Origin of the sequence: Klebsiella ornithinolytica (assembly GCF_030505655.1) — a bacterium.
Lineage (GTDB): Bacteria > Pseudomonadota > Gammaproteobacteria > Enterobacterales > Enterobacteriaceae > Klebsiella > Klebsiella ornithinolytica.
The window spans coordinates 3385097-3407748 of the sequence record NZ_CP130153.1; the positions used below are offsets into that span (position 1 = coordinate 3385097).

A 22652-nucleotide genomic window follows, 5' to 3' on the forward strand; every position below is an offset into this window, starting at 1 on the left:
AGTGCCGGCCCGTTTCAGTGTTGTAAAGGCGCCTCTTGCGCAAGAAAGAGGTGAGCATTCCGCGGACGCTACCCGCCGCAAAAAGCTCATAGTTGACGGATCTGTTTTCGCATTATGCGTATTCAACAGGGCTGCTGGGTTGATAAACAAATTCGCCCTTCCGTAGACAGATGTGCCGGGATGACCGGCATGACAGAAAGGGGCTAGTCGTCAAAAAAGAGTGTGTCCCCGCAGGAAAGGCGATATTTATCCCTCAGCCACAGTCTGCCCCATCGTCCCGTACAGTGGCATCCGATGATTTTTTCAGGCTCTATTTCCCTGAGAAACTTCATAAGATTGATCAATTTTAATGGCGAGGCTGTACGCAGGTGCAGTCCGCCGATAACGGCATAAACCTTCTCTTCCCGCGTAATATTCCGACAATGGCGAACCGTGTTCTCCAGCCCGCGGTGACCGCATCCGGTAATAATGACCAGACCACGGGAGGAGCGCCAGATCAGGGCCCCTTCGTCAGCCACATAATCAAGTGCTCCGGTACGGAGATCGGTAATACCATATGCAACGGGCTTTTCGACGGGAATTTCACCTGTCCAGGTAAAGCGTTTTCCCACTGCCTGCGGGCCTTTACTGAACAGCACATTTTTGCCGGTGAAATTAAGGTGCCGTGAAAGCTTTTTCACCGGTATGGCCTTACCGGGGAGGCGTACACAGGCATATCTTTCCCGCCCAACGTCAGGATGACAGATAATCCTGGTCCCTGAATTGAGCCAGTTGACGCCTCCGATATGATCATAGTGGCCATGCGATAGCACCACCGCGCTCAGATTCGACAGAGGTTCATTCATCAGCCGGGCGTTGCGGATAAATGTTTCATCCGGGCCGGTATCAAACAGTATCCGGCTGTCGCCGTCATCCAGCAGAATACAGAGCCCCGTACGGGGTTGCATCCCAGGCACCGCCTGTGGGGAGAGATGGTTTTCAACCAGCATTGTCATTTTCAGCATCAGGTCTTCGGTTCCCTGGGTTTGGCTATCGTTTCAGGCCGGTTTAGCAGGAAATTTTAACTGCCTGAAAATAATAAGTGAGCCTAACACAATAGCCTGGTGACGTATCATGTTCAGTGAACCGATCTGCGGCAGATTGAGCGAGAAGATCACGTCAACCATCCGCCAGCGACATTGGCCTCTCTCGGTCGAGAGAAACCGGCAAGCCCAGCCTGCCTACCCCGCTAAATGACCCGCCGGATGTGTAGGTACAGTGAAGCAAAGGCTGAAGACTGCGGCCTGGTAAACCTGTTTTGCTAAAATTTTGATAACCGTCAGAAAACACATAATAAAAAAACGGGAGCTCCGAGGCTCCCGTTATTGTTTAACCCATCAAGTGGATTACATGTTCGCGATGATCGCGTCGCCAAACTCGCTACATTTCAGCAGCTTAGCGCCTTCCATCAGACGTTCAAAGTCATAGGTCACGGTCTTGGCAGCGATTGCGCCTTCAGTGCCTTTAACGATCAGGTCTGCGGCTTCGAACCACTGCATATGACGCAGCAGTAGTTAAGGGGAATTACCATTACTGATTGTTTTACATGAGTAAATTAGTATTTTAGCGGCTCACGAAGCACTTTTAGACTACATACTAACCCTTTGTTTTTACATTACCTCTTTTCGGTTTTGATAACCTGTTTTATACGTATGAGGGGCATCTATTACACCGGTAAACTATCCTGCCGAACGTCAATTATCGTATGCGTCACTACACCGACAACATGCACTTCATCCAGAGCATCGCCCTCGATCACCTCACCGTCTCTGGTTATGAACGACCGGCCCATTATCTTTGCAAAATCGGTAAGGCCGTCATAGGAGATCAGAACGGTACTTTGTTGCTTGGGTTTCAGCGAAATATCAATGACCGCATAACCAGACTCTGTTTCTATGATCCGGGTATTCGGACCGGTACCACACAAGGAGTCAGCCGAAAGGCGCTTCTCTACATAGTCTTTTGCCGGTGAAGGAAATCCCATTTTATTGCCCTCTCTTGATTACTGTATAAAAACACAGTATAAATACTGTATGCGTAACCAGCAAAGAGGAACTCTGTGATGTTTGTAGAACTCGTTTATGACAAGCGCAATTTCGAGGGGTTAGTAGGTGCTCGTGAGTCCATACTTAACGAACTGACAAAGCGAATGCACAAGATTTTTCCTGATGCAAATGTCCGGGTAAAGCCAATGATGACACTGCCGGCAATCAATACTGATGCCAGCAAGCATGAAAAGGAGCTGATTAGCCGCACTGTTCAGGAGATGTTCGAGGAAGCAGATATGTGGATGATGGAGGACTGATGACTATAGCCAGCATAATTGTATCTGGAGTCCGGATCTATTTGCCATCCGATAATCAGTTACCATCACCATCTCCTGATGTGCTGACATTTGCAGTCGTTCGAGATCCGGGTCTGATTTCAGATTACCTACTGATGGTACATAAAAATGGACGTTGGGAACTGGCTACTCCAAATTTTTACAAGGAAACCGGCCAGGCGATCCTTGCAGCTGTGAAAATAGGTGAAAAGGTTTGGCAGTAATTTATAAACAATATCTACATTTAGTGTTTCAGCTCAGACTTGAACGGACACATCTATGGCACAGAGCAAACCTAACCTGACAGGCAGGTCTGTGCCATAAGCGGACGTGGCTATCATTAGCTTGTGTTAATTTACGGAGAACAGGTCACACTGGCTCTGAAAAAGTATAAAAACAAGCAAGTTAAGCCGCTTGTGAGTTCACTGTAAGGAAAATCGGAGGTTGAGTTAAACGAAGATTGTATCAATGCATATTGTTGGACTTTGATTTTACATATTTTAAATAACAGATATGGCCAAAATAATATGAGATAGTGTTAACGATGTATTTGCTTGCGCTTGAGATTTTTTCTTATTATTCAGGTGTAAGCTTGGCTTATAATGCGCAATCTCCGGGATAATGTACCTTTTTCCTTCCCATTCTATCAAAAAACTTTAAATCCTTCATTATATGCTGTAGATTATAAGTAAACATCCCCTTATCACTTACATCCTAAAATCGCCAAAGGAAAGGAAAATGAAAGGAAATACCGCCACATTCATTAGAATGGTAAATGAAGTAATGGAGGAAAATAAAAATTACTTTAATTTTTTGACAGAGAAAAAATTAGAAAGCATTGAGGCAATTCAGAGGGAAGTTTATAGAACCCTTGGTTTACCTAATCCAAGTACGCCCTCATATACATTAGGGGAACTTAAAAACAGCATTCAAGAATACATCAAAGCTTACATTTCTGAAAATAAAGAAAAAGAAAAAATGGATTCAATCGTGCTCAAAAAAATATCCAGTCAACTAGAAGTTGAGTTCTTACAAAAAAAACTATTAAAAAAAGATGCTCAATTCTATTGTTCTTTTTCTGATGCACTTATACATTACGGTATTTATCGAGAAAGCAAAATAATATCATTTTTGTATGTTGATTTTTGGAAAGACCTTCTACGAATGTTGCATACCTTAAATTTAGTTAACCAAAACAATTACTCCACTCGCTGCGATGAGAATATATACAAAACGCCAGGGTATAGTAGACTTCCTGAGCTAGTGGCATCGGCAAAGTTGATAAATGAAAAACTGAAGGAACATATAGATATAATAGATGGGGATGTTGTTTTCAGAAAAAACCAAGAAGATGTAATTATTAAAAAAATTGAAATTAAACTTTCTAAATTGGATTTATTTGAGGCATTAAAGATCGTCTTTGCCATTTACGAAGACGATAAAAAGAACTTTAAATTCGAAAAAACAATACCATACAAATATATTATAAATATTTTAATAAAAAACATATCACAGTCCAGTCATAAGAATAACGATAAGAAAAAATGTATATATGCTGTTGAATTACTAACTTCTTTCATATCACTCTATCAATTAAAAGAAGATAAGTTTGCAATTGTAGGCATCTCCGGCGAAACCATAGTTAGACACTTAAAAAACCAAGTGCTTTATTCTAACTTCTACCCTATATACTCGTTAAAAACCTCGACGCTAATTAATTACATTAATTATATTGTAAAACAGAGCATAAATGAGGAGTCATTTTTTAATTCTTTTGGATTTAGAATTAACGATTTGATTAAATTTATTAATTTCTTAGATAATCACAATGGCGATATTATTAGAATCCCCACAACTGGCTTAATCAAGAGTGTCCATAAGATCTTAGAATCATTCTCTGTTGAAGCTGACAGTATAAATAGAAATTACTCATCTATCGAAAACCTAATTAAAAACAGTAATATCTTCGCCATGAACCCTATAATAAGATATCGAGGAAATTATTATGTCATTGGGTTTAGATATTTCAAACTAAACTTTTACAATTCGCTCGTAGATAGAATAAGAAACACAATCGATAAAGATGTAAACTCAAAAATTGGCTTGAATGTTGATTTGTTTGTTGAGAATTTATTTGGTTCAATTCAAAGTAAGCATGGTTATGAAATTTTCTCTGGCAATTACACCCCACCCAAAAAAGAAAATCCTGAAAGCGATTTGATAATAAAAACAAACAATGAAATTATATTTATTGAAAACAAAAATAAATATTTAAATCACGCTTCCTTTTCTGGTTCAGAATCTGAAATTTTAAAAGATTTCGCTTTATCATTTGCTTTCTCCCAAACTCAACTATTAAAACATGAAAGAAACATTAGAAACTACAAGAAAATAACATTCAAAACTGACAAGCGAAAGTTGGAGTTCACTGGACAAAAAATCATAAAGATATCAATATCCACGAATAATTGGTATAACATTATGAACAACCCATCATCAATTGTCCTACAATCATTAAGAAATCTGAGGTTTAATGTGCCGAAAGATGACAAAAGTGATTTTTCTAAAGCAAACAAATATCTCAGTGAACTCAACTCTGTAATTGATGATATAAGTATAGACACAAACGTTGATATGGCAACAGTTCTCACTCAAACGGTATTTTTACCTTTGGAATTACTGGTGGATAAATATCAAGATGAAGATTTTTTAATTACTCTAAAGAAGCTGGTTGTCGTTAAGATGAATACTGATAATATTTTAAATGTTTATGACTACTGTAAATATTTGAACTCAGCTTCAACAAGAGCTCCAGCTTAATCAACGGGCTGAAATTGGTGACCGTATTAATGACAAGTTTCTGCATACCAAAAATGGGTGGCTACCTTAACGGATAGCATGGTCTAGACAATCCAGACCATGCTTACTTAATATCAACTCCGCTTCGCATTCAAGCAGGTGATCCAAAGGTATAATTACAATTCAACACGTAAGTTCTTGGCTCCTCCATGCTTTGAATATAAACCATCAAACTCCATCCAAAAGGCCGAACCGCTTCTCTTCGCGGTTCGGCGGAGTGTTCCAGTCACCCAGCATGAGTCAGCGTGGCAACTGCTGGGATAACGCCGTGGCAGAATCCTTCCTCAACTTGCTAAAAAAGAGCGGATCAAAAACAGATATATAAACCCGGGGCATGGCCCTGATAACTTTGATAATATCTAAGTGTTATACAAGCGGACCCGACGCCACTGCCAACTGGGAGGCGTCAGTCCAGAGGCCTTCGAAAAGGCTTCGTCATGAGGACAGTGAATGTCTACTGGAACGGGGTGACTCCATAGTCCACATTCCAATGAATGTCGCTCACCGCGGACCTGCAGTTCTGTTAGCTTGTCCGCTTAGTGCCAGTGTAAGCGCACCCGTTTTAGTTCCACGCACTTTTTGAGATTTCCGGGGTTTCAGCCATCAGCCGGTATTCTTTCGGCGTCAGGTTATTCAGGGATTCATGAGGCCGCTCGCTGTTATATTCCGTCAGCCAGCGCTCTGTAATTTCCCGTGCTTCATTCAGTGTTCTGAACAGATAAAAATCCAGTATTTCTGTCCTGTATGTCCGGTTGAACCGTTCGATAAAGGCATTCTGCGTGGGCTTGCCGGGCCTGATAAATTCCAGCATCACACCATGCTCTTCTGCCCATTGTGCCAGCGCCAGCGAGACCAGTTCCGGGCCGTTGTCCATCCGCATCTTCAGCGGATATCCACGGTTTGCCACGATCCTGTCCAGCACTCTCACGACCCGCTGCGCCGGGATATTCAGGTCAATTTCGATCGCCAGTGCTTCGCGGTTAAAATCATCCACCACGTTGAAGGTCCGGAAGCGTCTGCCGCACACCAGCGCATCGTGCATAAAATCGATGGACCAGCTCTGGTTCATCGCTTCCGGTGTCGTCAGCGGAGCCGGATTGCGCACCGGCAGGCGCTGCTTTCCCTTACGGCGAAAATTCAGTTTCAGCAGGCAGTAAATACGGTGAACGCGCTTATGGTTCCAGATATTGCCCTGCCTGCGAAGTACCTGAAAAAGCTTTTTAAATCCGTATCGCGGATAGCGTTCAGCCGCCACGGTCAGCGCCATAATCACCGGCTCATCACGTCGCGTATCCGGCTGATAACGAAATACCGTCCTGCTCAGCGATAATGTCCTGCATGCCTGACGTAAGCTCATGGCAAACTGCGCGGTCAGATAGCTGACCAGCTCACGCTTTATCGCTGGTTTTAAAGCTTTTTTTCAATAACGTCTTTCAGTGCGCGGCACTCGAGACTCAGGTCCGCGAACATCTGTTTCAGCCGGCGGTTTTCATCCTCGAGGTCTTTCATCTTTTTGATATCGGAGGCTTCCATACCGCCGAACTTCGCTTTCCAGTTGTAGTACGAGGCCTCAGAGATCCCGACCTCGCGGCAGACATCCTTAACGGTGCGTCCGGCTTCGACGGACTTCAGAACGGCGATGATCTGGTGTTCGGTGAATCGTGCCTTGCGCATGGCGATCTCCTCCGGGGACATAATCAGTATGCCGGAAGATCTCTAAAAGTGAATGGTCCGGTTTATCGGGATACTTACACCAGGAGCAGACGTTCAGGTGTTTATTTTTTGGCATGAAACTGCGCGCTCTTTGGTTGTTCAGGTTATTCTGTCCATTACTAACATTCTTTCATCTGCAACTGCGCGAAATGCTGATGCGATCCACCCTTGATGACCGCCTACGGTTGCAGAACTACTGACGACCTCACATCTCTAAGTAATATCAGAGCCGCTTTAAGCACTCTGACTTTCCTGTAAATATTCAGAAATCATCTATGATTTTTTTTTGCTCATTCTCGTGATATTCAATCGCATCACTTATTATTTCTTTCATGCTAATGAGAAATCTCTTAACAATAGAAAATGTACTTTCAAGGTCTTTATATTCGAACAAAATGGCATCGCCATTTACAGTTTTACCATTGCGATGAACTATATCATGTCTGCGGCGAGTCAATTTAATAACGTCAGACATATCTACATGGATACGTTTGCCCGGTTGTAGTATAGCTTTATACACTTCGAATATTTTAGATATTTTATGATAGAGCAAACCTGACAAGTATTCCTGCACATATTTTTCTGGAGTGTTTTGCTTATTAAGCAAATCACTCAGTGGTATGTTTTTCCCTTTTAATTCATCAATATTTTTAATAGCATTAGACATATATATTTCATGTGATGCTACAACACTTTTTATCATTTCACTAAGACAACTCTCCATAATGGTAATACTATATGAAATCTGCATTTTAATGAATGTTTCATTTTTATGGATTTTTCCCTCTTCTTCAATTTCTTTTAATAAAGAAATTGAAGTATCAAAAATTGTTGTATGCGGATTTTCCTCTAACCATTTTTGCTCCTCATACTCGTTATAGGCCTCATCTTCTATAAGTTGTTGATAATCATCATACTCTTTCTCCAGTAACTGCCATTCCTCTGAATCCTCCTCAAGATCGGGACTGGAGAGTCGCGCCCGAATCCATTCCTCACGCTCACTTTCTACGCGAATCATTGCCCATTTTTTCATCGAACCCATTAGAATGCCCTTATAATTTATCCGTAATAAAGTCATGTTGTTTAAATGTTAATACAAAATCCCTGTAGCGTTCAATCAATATCCCAGACATTTCCCGCATATTATTCTGAAGTCTGCGATATGTTTTTTCACTCTCCCCCCCATTGTTCCTCCAGTCATAGGGTAAATCTAATCGGAGAGGGGTTCTATCCGGGTGGTCAACAGAAAGAAAATCGTTAATACAACAATTAAACGTCTTCACAGACTCAATAAGTAAATTCTTAGAATTATTGACTGAGGTATTAAAGAGACTGTATTTCTCTCCTGCATATTTCTCTGCATCTTCCAAATCACGAGAAAATTGATATAACATCCCGACGATATAACTACGTTCAACCTGGTCAATGGTTTCTTCGTATGGTAACAATGTCAGTATTTCTTCAATTATGTTTAAATCATGCGTCCTCTTTTTTTTTAGTAGTTCTGTATTTTCATCTACTCCTGCGTAATGGTTATTTGTTGTAGTGTTTATGTCACGCCCAGCCAGATTCAAATCACCCTGAATGTTCTTTACTTTTTGCTTAACCCTTATATTATTTGTTTTTTGTTTTAAAATTGGTGTTGCACGACATAACCCGTATAGGCTCACACCAACGCCTGCAATACCCAGAATCCAGCCCTGATAAGTTGCCCAGTCAGTGCCTACATGTGTGTTTAACCACTCAAGCATTTCATTTATCCCAGTGTTATCATTGACCTTTGTCATAGCAGAGTCCATTATCTACATTAAGAAAATTCTTTCCAGTGCTAGTTTATTTCAGTTGCGCGGCCAGTAGAGAAAGGCCGGCATATACCGCCCCTTATCTAGTTCCAGCGTACTATTAAACATCCTGGTTATTCTGTCTACATGTTCTGCCTTACCTCTCCCAGAACGCCCACCATGAATGTGGTTTGCCCTGAAGTGCTGTTTTATCCTGAAGCAATTCAGCACTCACCATCCCCTGAAGCACAGAAACGGAATTTCTTGCAGGATTACGATATAAATCTATATCATCATTAGGTTTTCTTAGCAGAATAAACTGCGATACCTTTGCCTGAGTATCAAAAGCATAGACTCGCAATTCTGATGAGGATGTGAGGCTCACAATATTATGCAACCGCATATAATCTGTATAATCCTCACCACACGGGTCGCATGATTCATAAAGATACTTTTGCATTAGCAATTGCGATGAAGAAAGGAAATCTATATAGCGGTCTGTTTTCTTATCTATATCCCGCATTCTTTGAGCCACTGCTTCTTTCCTGATTTCATGGCGGTGTGTTAATTTAAGTGTGATCCAACCTCCAACAATGGTGATTAACGCCCCCAGCCCGATTTTAACGGCACTATCAGCCACCTCCACCCACTCAACCGCCATCTGCTATCCCTTATCTTTCTGTGATAATAATGGCTGTGAGTATAAATCCCAGGCGGATTGGACAGACAGCACTTTCTGTCCATTACCCACATCCTTATCCCCACTTCTGGGGATAAACAACATCAGGTAGCCCCTGTGCCAGTCTCTGCCGTGATGATTGCACTCGCTCAGTACAAATCGTGGTTTTCAATCTGGGCGAAAGAGCACATGCTGAAAAAAATATCCAGTTACGAAGTAAGTTAGATCGGAATTAATCATCTTTACTTTATTGTGTAACTGTAAATAGAGCGGTTTCTAAACATCACATGTCCGCTGTTCGCTCCTAGCAGACTCGCGCTAAGTGATTTTTCACAAATTCTTTAACACCCACAGAGCGAGCTATTAATCAACCATCGTTGTTTGGCTGGATGACCACCAGTCGACTTAAATTAGTTATGTGATTTTTCTTCCAATGCCGACACTCGTGCTTCCAACTCCTTGTTATGTGCCAGCAGTAGACCAATCGCCGCCAGTGGATCGATAGACTTCGTGTCATCACTCATCGTCTGAATCAGGTCCGGTATAACCTTCTCCGCCTCCTGTGCCAGAATCCCAAAGCTGTATGTCTTGCCGACTGAGTATTCCGTATTTTTGAACTTGTAAGAAACCGGCCGCAGCTGCTTTATCACGTTGGCAGCCGCTCCAGGAACCGCATCACTGATATCTTCCTTCAGCCGAATATCGGAGTTAAAGAAGTTCACACCACGCGCCGACCCGTCAACATAGATCTCAAGGTAGTTCGCTTCAATACCAGTCCAGCATTTGGTTCGCCCGTTATTTAGGCGGATGGTGTCCACTTCAAGCGAGCGATCTGGCCTGAATATCATTGTCACGTTCTTACCGAATCCATCCATCATGAATACCATGCGGTGCTCGGTACCGACCTCCTCCTCCATATAAAAACCAGCCCACGCGCCAGAGGCATCACTGTGTGCTCCGCGTCCGTTCATGCGACAGCGTAGGGCGGAGCCTGACTGAAGGATTCCGACGTCCCCCTTATAGCCTCCTTTGTCGGTCAGCATATCCCCAACGCTCATCGCAGTACCCTGCGATCTGAAGTCACGCTCGATTCTCAGGTGTGAGCCGGTGATAGTCAGCTGGTCTGCTGCAGTGGCGATAATGCGTGCGGTGTAATCCGCCGTGCTGTTCCCGAAATGAAAATCGACATACGGCGTCGCACTGGTCAGCTCCAGACCGGTCAACGTGATTTTGTAGTTCGCCATAGCAATATTGCCGTTCACGGTCATCGGCCCGTAAAACGTCGCTCTACCGTCCGTGCCGATGCTCATCAGGTCCGTGAACGTGTCGGCAGGGGATAAGGTGGCTTTGTTACTGCGCTGTACCCTGAACGCTGTAGACAGCCCCACGGCGATTGTCCCGGACTGGCCGGTCTTCTTCATGAGCGCGAGGTCGTTATTCTTGCCCAGCACAATCATGGCGTTATCACCGCTCATGTTGATACCGGCGCTAAAGGTGTTTATCTGAGTGAAGGTGTTAGTCGTACCGCGCTGAGCTGCTGTGTCGACAACTCCGATGACTTTCCCCCATGAGCGGATGGTTGCTTTCGTCCCATCCTGGCGAGTGATGATGACATCCCCAACGCCGAAGAAAATCTGGTCCTGGTTCGTCAGGTCCGTATAGTATTTGCTGAACGCAGTATGAATATCTGCAGCCAGTTGATCGCTAATGTTCGCCATTTGATTTCGGGCCATTTCTGGCCAGTCTCCTTTAACTAAAACTGTTGCTATTGGTACGGAATGCGGTCGCGGTAATGTTCTCTATCGAGCACTGATAATCCCAGCCTGTATCACGCCCCGAAGCTCTGACGAAGAAGCTGACATTGTTATAATCAGCCGCAAGGTTCGCCGCAAAACGGAACTCTTGTGCATAATTGCCTGGAGTGGACATGTTGCCGTTAGCGAAGAAACGGCGGGTTACTTCCTGGCCGCCGATATTAAACGTGATGTCGACATAGTAACTTTGCGACGCATTGCCAGCGCCGAGAAGCTGATAAATCAGCGTACAGGACAGGACAATCGTCATCCCGTATCCTCGATTCTGATATGCCCCATTTCTTGTCACTGTGTTGTTACGGCGAAATGTCATGTCGTCGTAACGACGAGCAACAGCGATATCACCAATAAAGTTTTGCGCTTCCAGGGTTCCTTTGAACGTTCCGCTGCTCGCCTCGATATGGCCACGGAATATCGCATTGTTGAACTGCGCACCACCGCTCTTGTTGATAGCCCAACCCTGAGAACCGTCTACATAGTTTGTAGACTGGATGTTGTTAGTGATCTGGGCAAAATCAATAACCAGGTTGCGCGCCATCGCCTGCTGCATATAAGCGCCGTTCCCGTCAGTACCGAAGACCAGGTTGTTTTTGTCTCCGTTAGGCACATAAACGCCGAACTGGTCTGCCTGCACCAGAAACTGTGATTGCCCGCTGCCGTTAATACCCAGCTGGATACCCGCAACATAGTTCGTACCACCGTTAGAGGTATTAACCTTCACGCCCCACTGCGCCCCCAGCTTGCCGTTCAGGTCTGCCACGGTCGACGCCGTCTGCTGAACGGTCGCAGACATATCACCAACGCGCGAGGTCAGGGTTGTGACCTGCTCAGTGGTTGATTTCTCCAGATCGGCGAGAGCCTTGCTTGTTGTGGTGATTGACGACTGAACGTCGCCCACCTGCGCGCGCAGCTGCTGAAAGCCATTAGCCATCGCCAGCCCGTTTGCCGCCGTCGTTTCGTTCAGGCCATCAATGGCCGATTCCGCGTTCCCGACACGAGAAGTCATGTTGCTGATCGCCGTGGTGTTCGCGGTGATCTTGCCTTCTGCGTTGGTGACACGGGTAGTCAGGCTGTTAATGGCCGTCGCGTTTCCTTCAGTGGTCAGTGAGTCGGTCACATCAACAAAGAACACGTCATCAAAGTAAATCTCGCCTGCAGTCAGCAGGAAGTTAACCGAGAATGCGACGCTCATATCTGCCGTCGCTTTCCAGTCCTTCGTTAACAACGTCCATGCGGTAGCAATGTTTGACTGGCTGAAGTTCAGCTCTGAGATGGGACCGGCACCTGTATCCGCATTACCCAGCCGGAATTTATTGTTCCCGGTAGCCCCAATCGTCATGTCAGCATTACGACGAACGAAGCCGCCAAATCGATAGGTGCGATCCTTTGTCACGCCGATGATGTTCTGACCGAGTGCAGTGATACCGCCAGCCTTACCGCGCAGAATATTCGCCCCGGTTCGCGGGTTGGTTGCCGCGTAAACGTCAACATAGTTATTCCAGCCAGACCACAGCGCGGTGCCTCGCTCAAAGCCTGGGTTAACCAGCAGGTTCCCCGGACTTGTCGCTATCGCTGCCGCGTCGTTATTCAGTGACGAGGACAGCTGAGTCAGCGCGTTTGACTGTGCCGTGATCTGACTGCCTTGCTGTGTAACGGTATTGGTCAGCACCTGCAGGGCGTCAGAGGTGGCTTTGATATTGACTTCGTCAGTGATGTCATAAACCCGGAACGAGTCTATCCAGATCTCCGCGTTGGCCGGATGGCAATAGATACCGAACGACACACCATCGACGCCGCTTGCCTGTGTCAGGTTCGGTTCCCATGTGATGACCTGCCAGTCGTTTGTCAGCGTATTGTTCTTGTCCTCATAAGCACCTTCAGTGCTGCCGTTATAGTTCCAGCGGCGCAGCAGCATGTTCATCGCACCAGACACGCCTTTTGCCTTCACGACGTACCGGTATTTGCGGCGGCTATCGACGGGGACGGGCTTTTTATTATTCGCGAACAACCCCGGAGAGGTGCCGTTAACGCGAACCATCTGCGCACCCGGCTTGCCATCGCCAAATGCACCGATGTTCACCATGCTGCCAGTCGTTCCCTGATTCCGCTGGAAGTTGTACGCCGTCTCTCCCTGCGCAAAGTCGAAGTTCTGAACGAGGTTTTCTCCTGTGCTACGTGCGGCATCGATACTGTTACTGAGTTGAGTGATCGCCTGCCCCTGTGAAGTAATGCTGCCCTCCGCAGCTGTGACCCGCGTAGCCAGAGCGTTCACCGCTGACGCATCCGCTTTCTGGCTCACTTTGCCATCCATCATACTGACGTCATTCGCCAGCTTCGTAATCGCATCGCCCTGAGAGGTGATTTTCCCTTCGGCGTTGCTGACTCGCGTTGTCAGGCCGGTGATAGCTGAGGCATTCGCATCTGCGGTTACCTGCGCCGCGTTCGCGTCGGAGATATCCGTGATAACCACTTCATCCAGATAAATGGAATAGCCCGGACCACCCGACACGCCACGTGTCGAGATCCACACCACTCCGCGCGTTTTGCCGCCGGTCATAGCGGCTTTCCCGGTAAACTTGACCCACTTATCCCGACCGCCGCCAGCGGTCAGACCGGCTTCGGTAATGTTGACAGCGATGTTCCATGCGTTGTTACCGGACCGGTCCTGCACATTGATACCGACAGCGGTCGTCCAGCCGGTTGGCGGCGTCTCACTTTCTGGCATCATCGCCCACAGTTCAAAACGGTAGACAGCAGTTTCACGGATAGTCGTGCGGACGCCGATGGTCTTGTCGCTGTTTCCGGTCTCGCCATCAGCACGGCGACATTGCAGGGAACGGTAGCCGGCCAGTTTGTAAGATTCGGTGACGAAGCAGTTCGCGCCGGACAGCTGCTGGTTATTCGCATAGCTTTCGAGCGACCCGTCAAACCACGGGTTGCTGTTTGCATAGCGCAGGGTGTTCAGGGAGTTTGTCAACGAGGTCATGGCGTTGCCCTGCGACGTGATGTCGTTACCCTGTTGCGTCACTTTGGTGTTCAGTGTGGTGATGGCGTCGGCGTTCGCCTGGATCTGCGTATCATTAGTGATATCCACGACATAAACATCATCAAAGTACATCGCGCCAGCAGAAAGCCACGTTGTCAACTGGAAGGCCGCGGTCGTGTCTTTCGTCGCTGTCCAGTCCATGAAAACATGTTGCCATGTGCTGGTGAATGGCCCGTAGTTGGTGCCGATAAGCAGACCAGCAGAATCAGCGATACGGAATTTCGTGTTGCCTGCATCCTGGATGGCCGTTCCGTTATCCTGCTTGGCCCACACACCGAAGCGATACCGGTGACCCTTTATAATAACCACATCCTGCCCGATGCCAGCAGCGCCACCCGATGCCATCTTCAGCACGTTCTTCCCGAAGTGCGGTACCTGTGCGGTCATGACAGTTGAAAGCGCGTTCCATCCGTTAAATGCGGCCTGGCCGCGTTCAAAGGAGTTGTTCGCCAGCAGGTTGCCAGGGATTTTGCCAGCCGCATCGATTGACGCATCCGTGTTGCTCAGATTGTTAGTCAGCTGAGTCAGCGCGCTGCCCTGAGAGGTTATTTTCCCTTCAGCCGAAGTAACGCGGGTAGACAGCTGGGTGATTGCCGATGCATTAGCATTGGCGACGTCAAGCGCCGCCGCCGCCGCAGTGACATCGCGCACACTCCAGTCCGTGACATACCAGATTGTGCCAAACGGAGCTGACTGTCCGATCTGCAGGAATGGGCGGAAGTAACCGCGCGCTGCATGGGTCGCCGGAACCTTATAACGCCAGATGGTACGGGTCCACTGAGCGCCGGTTGCGGCGGTCACGAGACCCCCCGTCGCCAGCGGGGAGTTAACCCCCATTGTCGGGTTATCGGCGGTGCCGAGATAATGGCTGAATGATGCGTTACCCGCGCCACATGCGACCAGCACGGAGAACTCAAACACCTGCCCAAGATGGCACGGGATGTTATTGATCTGGATGTGGTGGTCACGGGCCGCCAGCTTAGCCGCATAGCCGAACGGACATCCAGCCGGAACACCTTCGGACGATGTCGCCACAACGGGAAGTCCCATCTGGCTGTACGCCGGGTCAAAGGTCGGATTCGGGATCAGGTTAGCGGCCTGAGACTGGCTCCCTTTGATGGATGAGCTGATCGAGGTGATGGACTGCGCCTGCGAATCAATCTTGCCCTCTGCTGCTGTGACACGGGTGGTCAGCCCGGTAATGGCGTTGGCATTCGCGGTGATTTTGCCGTTAGCGGTCGACAGGTCATTCGTCAGCTGAGTGAGGGCTGACCCTTGCGACGTGATTTTGCCTTCAGCCGTGGTGACCCGCGTAGTCAGCGCCTGCAACGCAGAGGCATCAGCCTTGCTGTTCAGCGTGGTATTGATGCCCTGAACACTGTTGTTCAGTTGCGTGATCGCGCTGCTGTTTGCATCGACTTTCCCGGCGGTCTGCTCGACCTGGGAGGACAAGACCTGCGAGGCAGAGGCCGCTGCCAGTTGACCGGCCCCGCTGAACATCTGGTCAACGTTGGCGGAGATTTTCAGCCCGAAGTTCAGGTACGACTGTCCGGTCCAGTTCATGGTGACGAACTCAACCGTGTTCCAGCCTTTTTTAAGCTGAATGTCGAACTTAACCAGCGCCGGACCCATCGTCGTGACACTCGTGCCGTTGATATACAAACGAGCAGTGTCGTCAGCAATACGCGCGCCAGGGTTAAGAGAGATCGTCTTGTCTGCTGTCACATAGGCCAGCGCTTTGACGTAGATAAACTTGTAATCGCCGTAAGACAGAAAGTCCAGACGGGTCGCATCGACCATTTCCGACACACTCAGCGGCGGGACACCGTTGAGGTCAGCCAGGGACGGGATATACGAGCCATCGGCTTTCTTGATATCGAACACCTTCAGCAGCCAGTAACCCTTCTTGCCGTTCTGCAGGTTGTTCTGAATATCGGTGATTGCAGACCCCTGAGAGGCCAGAGTCTGGCCCTGCTGGGAGACGGTCGTTTGCAGCTGCTGCAACGCGCTGGCTTCAGCCTTGTTTGCCAGTTGGCCCTGTACGGTGGAAAGATCGCCTTTCAGCTGGGTGATGGCCTGGCTGTTAGACGTGATACTGCCTTCTGCCGCTGTGACGCGCGTGGTCAGCGCCTGCAATGCGGTCGCGCTGGCATTGTCCGCCGGTGCTTCGCTCCATTCGGTCGGCACGGTGCCGTATTCGAATTTAGGCGAGCTGATGAACACCTCTTTATCTTTCAAGCCTTTTTGCAGACGACCGAAGATAACGCGCTGAGAGCCAGTCTGGCCCGCTTTGCGAGTGTACTTAACCCAATAACGTACCCAGTCGGTCGTGAGATCGATGGTCATGGAGCCATCGCCACCTGCTGACCAACTACCTTTCTTGCCCTGATTGCTGACGGCGGTTAGCGTCGCGTTCGGATTGTAGAGGTAGGTGTAAATCTGATTGCTGTCGACGTTACTGGCCTTCGCATAGAAGCTGATAACAGCTTCCGTGCCGTCAACCGGTGCATCAAGAATGAACTCTAGCTGGTCATACTGCGCCGATGACGCAGCAGCGATCGCCAGACGCTTAATCGCATTGCCTTTGTACGTCTGACCAGACACCACGCCACTCACACCGACCAGAGTACCGGAATTAGGGATCAGGTTAGTGCCACCAACACGGATATTATTCAGATCGCTTTGCAGGCCGGTAAGCAGCTGACTGTTCGCGGTAACGCGTCCGTCAATAGCGGTGACATCGGTCTTGAGCTGGTTAATAGCCGTCGAGTTCGCACCGATCTTGCCGTTGGCATCAGTCAGCCCAGATTGCAGCTGAGTCAGGGATTGCGCCTGCGCCTGGTTCTCTGAGGTCAGCGTGTCAAGGCGCTGAGTAACGGCGGCCTTGTTGCTGTTGAAGTCAGTGCGCAGCGTGGTGACGTCGGCAGCGATAGCCTGCTCTGCGGTAACGCGGGCCACACGTTCGTTGTACATGATACCGGTGACGAGCTTGTTCGGGTCCGTGCCTTCGTAGTTCCCACAGAGCTGCGCGGCCAGCTGACTGCGTTCCAGTGCTTCAGCAGCATCGGCGGTAGTCATGGCACTCTTCAGGTCCTGTATCTGTGCCTGAGATGCGCCCGGTGTCGGACGGCCCACGGCCAGCCAGTCAACCATGTAGTAATTTGCAGCGGTCTGGTTCGTGGAAAAATCAAAACGCAGACGACGAACGGTCTCAGAGGTCGCCCAGGCAATGTCCTGAATCGAAATAACGGTCACGCCGGTGGACGGGTCGAATTCAGGTTCTGGGATATTCAGCGTGCGCTGAGTCGACCAGCCGGTTTCGTTGACGCCGATCCAGAACAGTTTGCCGTTCCAGTTCGGATTACCGACGCGCTTTATACGCAGGCGCATGTACTTGTACGACTGGCCATCTATCGCCAGCGGGTTCGGTGAGCGCATGGTAGACGACGCGCCTGCCGGATAAACCCATCCATCAGGGTCAACGGGCAGCAGCTTCGTGTTGGCGTCATCCTCGGCCCAGCCTTCTGCACCTTTATCGAAGTACCAGATTTTCAGGCTGTCGAACTGCTCGCCGGTACCGGCAGAAATAGATGCCATCTGCTGAGCCAGACTGTCGAAACCATCCTGCATGGTGGTGTTTATCGTACTGATCTGCGAGTCGACTTCGCTCTTCGTATTCAGCAGATTGTCTGCGGCATTCTTCGCAACGTCAGCATCGTCCGTCTCGGCCTTCTTGATGGCGTTAGCAACATCGCTTGCAGCCTTATTGGCCGTGGTCAAATCACCCACCTGGCGATCAAGAATTTCCTGAGCCAGCTTATTCGCGTTTTCAACACCGGCTTTGGCCGCGTTGTTGATGTCATTGACGTTCTGAGCGATATCCTTCGCCTGCTCGTCGATCCGCTTCTGCTGCTCTGTATTTGTCGCTACTGCCCCTTCAGCGACACCCTTCGCTTCATCGGCGGCCTTCTGTGCGGCATCAGCGGCGGCGCTGTTGTCCTGGATACCCTTATTCAGTTCTTCATAGGTATCCGAGTCTTTAAGCGCATCATCGAGCTGCTGGTAGTAATCATCGACATTATCGCTGGATATTCCCTGTACCCAACCGGTCCACGGAGAGGCATTACCCAGACGGTCTACCAGCCGTGCGCGGTACCAGAACTGCGTGGCGATCTGCAGGCCCATTTGCTGATACTTTTTGCCAGGGTAAGCTAAATCGGTCAATGGCATCGCACCATTTCCGCTCTGGTCCGGGCTGTACTGCAGTTCGGTTCGTTGGGTATCCTCTGCGCCTTCAGGGAACTCCCAGCGGATCTCGATACCGGCGGTCAATGAAGCGGTCGTCAGTGCCAACGGCGACAGCAGCTCGCCGACTTTCCCGGTCAGGGTTTTCTCTTCCGAATAGGCCCAGCCGCTCGATACCTCTGCAGCGTTAATTGCGCGGACACGAGCCAGATAACGACCGGCATAAATGCCGCTGACTTCAAACGAGGTGGTCGAGCTGCGCGGCACATTAATCCAGTTGCCGTCATTTCGACGCCACTGCGCCTCATAGGCGATAGCGTTTTTCACCGCATCCCAACTGGCCTGCAGGGTTTCGACGCTGATACCCTGATTCACTACGGAGAAGGACGACAAAAGGATGCCATCAGGCGGTGCCTGGTTGCCTGGCGGAATAACGCTAATCGGGCGCTGGTCGATGATCGCGCCGGTATCAATTCGCGGGAATTTATCCGGGTCGTGGGCCACGCCGGTGATGGTAAACGTGGCGTTATTATTGTCCTTTACGCCAATGACGCGATACTGCTGCGCCACCAAATCGGTATATTCGACGATCCAGACACATTCCGCCTCTGGTGTCTCGCTGTATGCCGTGGTGACCGTCACCTGCCGGTTACCATTCACCGACTGAATGGTCCGGGCCTGGGAAATCCCCGATGGCAGATTCAAATGCAGGCGATCACCTTCTTTTGCATCGATATTCCGGTCAAGCGTGATTACCCGACCATTCACCGCGCTGATACGACCGCCATTAACTCGCCCGGCCAGACGTTCGTCGCCCAGCGCGATGATGTAACCCGGCTGCGGAATTTTGCCGTCCAGACCGACATCAATTTCGACCATGCGATCTTTGTTGTTGGTCAGAATGCCCCATAACCCTTTACGATGGGCTTCACTCTGCCGCGTACACCCGACGGCTGTCACTTCCAGCTGGTTAAAGCTGTAGCGGGAAACCAGTTCCGGGATAAAGGACGGCTCCATCGCATCAGCATACGCATTATCCGGATCAGACCACGATACCAGTGCATTGGTGTATCGGGCTTTACTGGTACTGCTGGAATAACGAGGACTACCGATAATATTCGCGCGCGTATAGTTGAAATCAACATCGCGCGGCATATCAGCCTGCACAACAATCTGCTCGCCACTCCAGCAGGTCATCCCCCGGAAAATAGCCGCGAAATCGCGCAGCACGGTATAGGCGTCATTGCGTTCCTGGACATAAACGTTACAGAGATAACGAGGCTCCGTACCGTCGCCCCCTCGTCCATCCGGAACCAACTGGTCGCAGTACTGTGCAATCTGGTATAGCGTCCATTTTGAGATATTAGCGCTGGTCAGCCGGTTACCGAGACCAAAGCGTTCCTCGACAACGATATCGTAATAAATCCAGGCCGGGTTATCCGTCCACGCCCATTTAAACCCGCCGGTCCACGTGCCGGTGTATTCACGCGTATCGGGGTTGTAGTTATCCGGTACGCGGACGACACGCCCGCGCGGCTCGCAGGAAATCTGGGGGATCGAACCATTGAACAGCCTGGAATCGAACTCGACATAAAGCAGGGCTGTATGAGGATAACGCAGCTTCGCATCAATCACTTCGGTATAGCTCTGCAGCGTCATCACATCGCCAATTTTGACGCTATTGGCGTCAGGCGTAATTTTCCGCAGGCGCAGGGTCCAGGTGCTGCCCGCCTGCGGCAGGTCGATACGGTGGCTTCGCTCATAGCCGGAGGTGGTTTTGCCTGTGACCGCTGTTTCCAGTACGGTCTGCCAGGCACCGCCATCCGTCTGCAGATCCAGCGCATATTTGACGGTATTCCCTACTACATCACCATCGTCTTCCTGCTTCATCAGGGACGGCCATTTCAGGCGAATACGAACGGCAGAAAGCTGGGTATTAGTAAACGTATGAGTCCAGGCTGTAACACTGGATACTTCTGTGCCTACGTTTATTTCATTTTCCGTTCCGGGAATACCCTGGATATATGTCTGGGCCTGCGTGCCGGGGCGAAATTCCCACACAACCCCTGGGAAGTTTTCAGAACCATCCGCATTTTCAAGTGGAGTGCCGTCAAGATAAATCTCTTTACCCGTTAACCCTCCCGCAAATTCCCCCTCACCTAATGCGATAAGAATTTTGGCTTTTGCTACAGACTGTAAATCGTCTGGCTGTTCCGTCGGTGTACGCTGGCTGGAGCCGCCACCCTTGCGCCCTTTAATTATGTTATTTGCCATATCGCGCCCATAAAAAAAGCCACCGCAAGGTGGCCTGAATTAGAAGAGATTACTGACTGATTACTTATTGCTGGTCTTCGACATAAATACCGGCGGAAATAATTGCTCCGCCAATTCGCCGTTTACCATAGAGAAGACCAACCGGATAACCCTGTGAAGCGGTATTGGTCACGCCACCAAAAGCATAACTGGCTTTGTTATCCGGGGATTCTTTACGGGCCAGGCCTGCGGGTTGTGGGGATAGCATTTGGACAACGCCCCCTAGCGCCATCCCCATACCCATACCAACCATCGCTTGCCCCACTGGAGCAGCCCACCCATAGGACAGCCCCGTCACAAGCACACCTGCTACAACAAGAACGGCACCTAAAATGGTTTGAAGAATACCTGCTTTTTTACTTCCAATAATAACGGGAACAATACGAATCACCTCCCCGGAGACAGGGAAAATCAAATCATCAACACCGAGATTTTTTTCACCTTTAAATACAGCATAGGTTAATCCGCGTTCCTCGCTGGATATCATGAATTTTTCGAACCCTGGTATCGTTTTCGCCAGCGCCTCTCCCGCCTCATGGATGCAGGAAATCAGCCGATGATGAATTTTCCCAAATCTTTTACCTAGTGGCCCGCTCAATTCAATTCGCGTCATCACTTCTTGCATAAAACACTCCAAATACAAAAGGCCGTTAATACGGCCTTTTGATTTCACATGGAATTACTACTTAACTTTCCACATCCTGTATTGCCCCCAAAAACCTACTTCCGTCAAATATTCTTGTGGGGTGCCGTCCGCAACTAAATCAAGAGTCTTTCTCATTCCCAAGCTTAAAACATTGCATTCATTACTTACACGAAGCTTATGAGGGCCATTAGCCAGGTAAGCTGTAACAAATTGATTTTGTCTTAAAAGAGCAACATCTTTATCATCTATAGCAACAAGAAATTTACACATACCACCACTGCCACCACCGATAAATTGTTTATTCCTTGTTACCGTAATTTTTGTTTGCTGTGTATCACTTTTGGGTGTAACTATTTCTTGGTTTAGAATTTTTTCTGCCTGTCCGTATGGACGAGCACATCCTGACAGAGTCAAAACCGTCAATACCAGAGCTATTTTTTTCATTGAATTATCTCTTGCTTTAAATATAAAACCGGCAAAGATTAACACAGTGAATGATAACGAACTATTTTCATTGTCCTGTCGAGATAATATCCACCATACGGCACCCGCTGGCTGAGATGGCCATACAGGTGATGCAGCAACATATTTCCTTCCAGTAAAATCCCGGCGTGGTTCCATTTATCGGCCTGCACCTGCATGATCACCATGTCACCAGGCTGCGGCGGGCCATCAAATTCACGGAATCCGCATTCATACCAGCAATCATGGTAAAAATTTTCGGGATAGTCGTTCTCCCACCAGGGATAATCAACGCGGTAATCGTGCAGCTCGATGCCGTGGGTCTGCCGGAAATAGCTCATCACCAGCCCCCAGCAATCGTAATGACCGAGCACAAACGGTCGTTCGAGGAGGGGTTGCTCGCCACGCGGGAGAATGGTGCGAAGGTCACCCTCTGGCCAGCTGATAATATGCCACGGCAGCTGCGTGGCATCGCACTGCGCCTTATCCAGTTCGCTGGGTTGCGTGGTCGCATCTGGATGACTGTGAACAATACCGATGATCGTTCCCCAGTCCTCAACCTCTGCGTAATCCTCCGGGGCCAGAACGAAATTATCATTCGACTCACTGGCCAGATTCCGGCACGGAAAATAGCGCTCAACACGGCCCTTCTGCGCGATCAGTCCACAGGCCTCGCGCGGGTAGTCAGCGGCAGCATGGGTCTGTATCGCCTTAATCGTTTTCTGTCGCATA

14 protein-coding genes and 2 pseudogenes are annotated in these 22652 nt (G+C 48.7%); 4 read left to right on the top strand and 12 right to left on the bottom strand.

Annotation, left to right across the window (positions count from 1 at the left end; all coding sequences use genetic code 11):
- Window positions 1–203 precede the first annotated feature (203 nt).
- The 3 genes and pseudogenes from Q1L34_RS16205 to Q1L34_RS16215 all read right to left on the bottom strand — a co-directional run bounded on the left by Q1L34_RS16205 (window position 204) and on the right by Q1L34_RS16215 (window position 2023).
- On the bottom strand, window positions 204–1007 hold the full coding sequence (locus tag Q1L34_RS16205; protein ID WP_164489316.1) for an MBL fold metallo-hydrolase: 804 nt from the start codon (window positions 1005–1007) through the stop codon (window positions 204–206).
- A gap of 378 nt (window positions 1008–1385) precedes the next feature.
- A pseudogene (locus tag Q1L34_RS16210) lies at window positions 1386–1553 on the bottom strand (isocitrate/isopropylmalate family dehydrogenase); the annotation flags it as partial.
- Window positions 1554–1705: 152 nt separating this feature from the next.
- Window positions 1706–2023 (bottom strand): S24/S26 family peptidase, encoded by a 318-nt coding sequence (locus tag Q1L34_RS16215; RefSeq protein ID WP_320431577.1) that lies wholly within the window; start codon window positions 2021–2023, stop codon window positions 1706–1708.
- A gap of 78 nt (window positions 2024–2101) precedes the next feature.
- On the opposite strand from Q1L34_RS16215, the gene Q1L34_RS16220 reads away from it, so the two are divergent.
- The 4 genes and pseudogenes from Q1L34_RS16220 to Q1L34_RS28490 form a co-directional block, all read left to right on the top strand.
- Window positions 2102–2344, top strand: coding sequence for a DinI family protein (locus tag Q1L34_RS16220; RefSeq protein ID WP_320431576.1), 243 nt, complete (start codon window positions 2102–2104; stop codon window positions 2342–2344).
- Window positions 2344–2586 (top strand): hypothetical protein, encoded by a 243-nt coding sequence (locus Q1L34_RS16225; protein WP_320431575.1) that lies wholly within the window; start codon window positions 2344–2346, stop codon window positions 2584–2586. Before Q1L34_RS16220 ends, Q1L34_RS16225 begins: the two co-directional genes overlap by 1 nt.
- A 514-nt stretch (window positions 2587–3100) precedes the next feature.
- Window positions 3101–5182, top strand: a complete 2082-nt coding sequence (locus Q1L34_RS16230; RefSeq protein WP_327204155.1) for a hypothetical protein — start codon at window positions 3101–3103, stop codon at window positions 5180–5182.
- Between the two features lie 265 nt (window positions 5183–5447).
- Window positions 5448–5662: pseudogene (locus tag Q1L34_RS28490) on the top strand (IS3 family transposase); the annotation flags it as partial.
- A 121-nt stretch (window positions 5663–5783) separates the two neighbouring features.
- Here the strand turns inward: Q1L34_RS28490 and Q1L34_RS16235 are convergent.
- The 9 genes from Q1L34_RS16235 to Q1L34_RS16275 form a co-directional block, all read right to left on the bottom strand.
- Window positions 5784–6895, bottom strand: a protein-coding gene (locus Q1L34_RS16235) for an IS3 family transposase (RefSeq protein WP_125041286.1) whose coding sequence is annotated in 2 segments (ribosomal slippage) — window positions 5784–6634 and window positions 6634–6895 — 1113 coding nt in all. Because the reading frame shifts where the segments join, the coding sequence is not laid out codon by codon here.
- Between the two features lie 301 nt (window positions 6896–7196).
- Window positions 7197–7976 carry a hypothetical protein gene (locus tag Q1L34_RS16240; protein ID WP_320431572.1) on the bottom strand — a complete coding sequence of 260 codons (780 nt, stop codon included), beginning with the start codon at window positions 7974–7976 and terminating at the stop codon, window positions 7197–7199.
- Window positions 7977–7986: 10 nt separating this feature from the next.
- Window positions 7987–8721, bottom strand: coding sequence for a hypothetical protein (locus Q1L34_RS16245; RefSeq protein WP_327204156.1), 735 nt, complete (start codon window positions 8719–8721; stop codon window positions 7987–7989).
- A 151-nt stretch (window positions 8722–8872) separates the two neighbouring features.
- Window positions 8873–9376 (bottom strand): peptidase M14, encoded by a 504-nt coding sequence (locus tag Q1L34_RS16250; protein ID WP_320431570.1) that lies wholly within the window; start codon window positions 9374–9376, stop codon window positions 8873–8875.
- 428 nt (window positions 9377–9804) lie between these two features.
- Window positions 9805–11127 carry a tail fiber domain-containing protein gene (locus Q1L34_RS16255; protein WP_327204157.1) on the bottom strand — a complete coding sequence of 441 codons (1323 nt, stop codon included), beginning with the start codon at window positions 11125–11127 and terminating at the stop codon, window positions 9805–9807.
- 16 nt (window positions 11128–11143) lie between these two features.
- The gene (gene gpJ, locus Q1L34_RS16260) at window positions 11144–20773 is read right to left on the bottom strand and encodes a TipJ family phage tail tip protein (RefSeq protein WP_327204158.1); all 9630 of its coding nucleotides are present in this window, start codon (window positions 20771–20773) and stop codon (window positions 11144–11146) included.
- Between the two features lie 64 nt (window positions 20774–20837).
- The gene (locus tag Q1L34_RS16265; RefSeq protein WP_327204159.1) at window positions 20838–21437 is read right to left on the bottom strand and encodes a tail assembly protein; all 600 of its coding nucleotides are present in this window, start codon (window positions 21435–21437) and stop codon (window positions 20838–20840) included.
- A gap of 57 nt (window positions 21438–21494) precedes the next feature.
- On the bottom strand, window positions 21495–21902 hold the full coding sequence (locus tag Q1L34_RS16270; protein WP_327204160.1) for a hypothetical protein: 408 nt from the start codon (window positions 21900–21902) through the stop codon (window positions 21495–21497).
- 38 nt (window positions 21903–21940) lie between these two features.
- Window positions 21941–22651 (bottom strand): C40 family peptidase, encoded by a 711-nt coding sequence (locus tag Q1L34_RS16275; protein ID WP_327204161.1) that lies wholly within the window; start codon window positions 22649–22651, stop codon window positions 21941–21943.
- Window position 22652 lies beyond the last annotated feature (1 nt).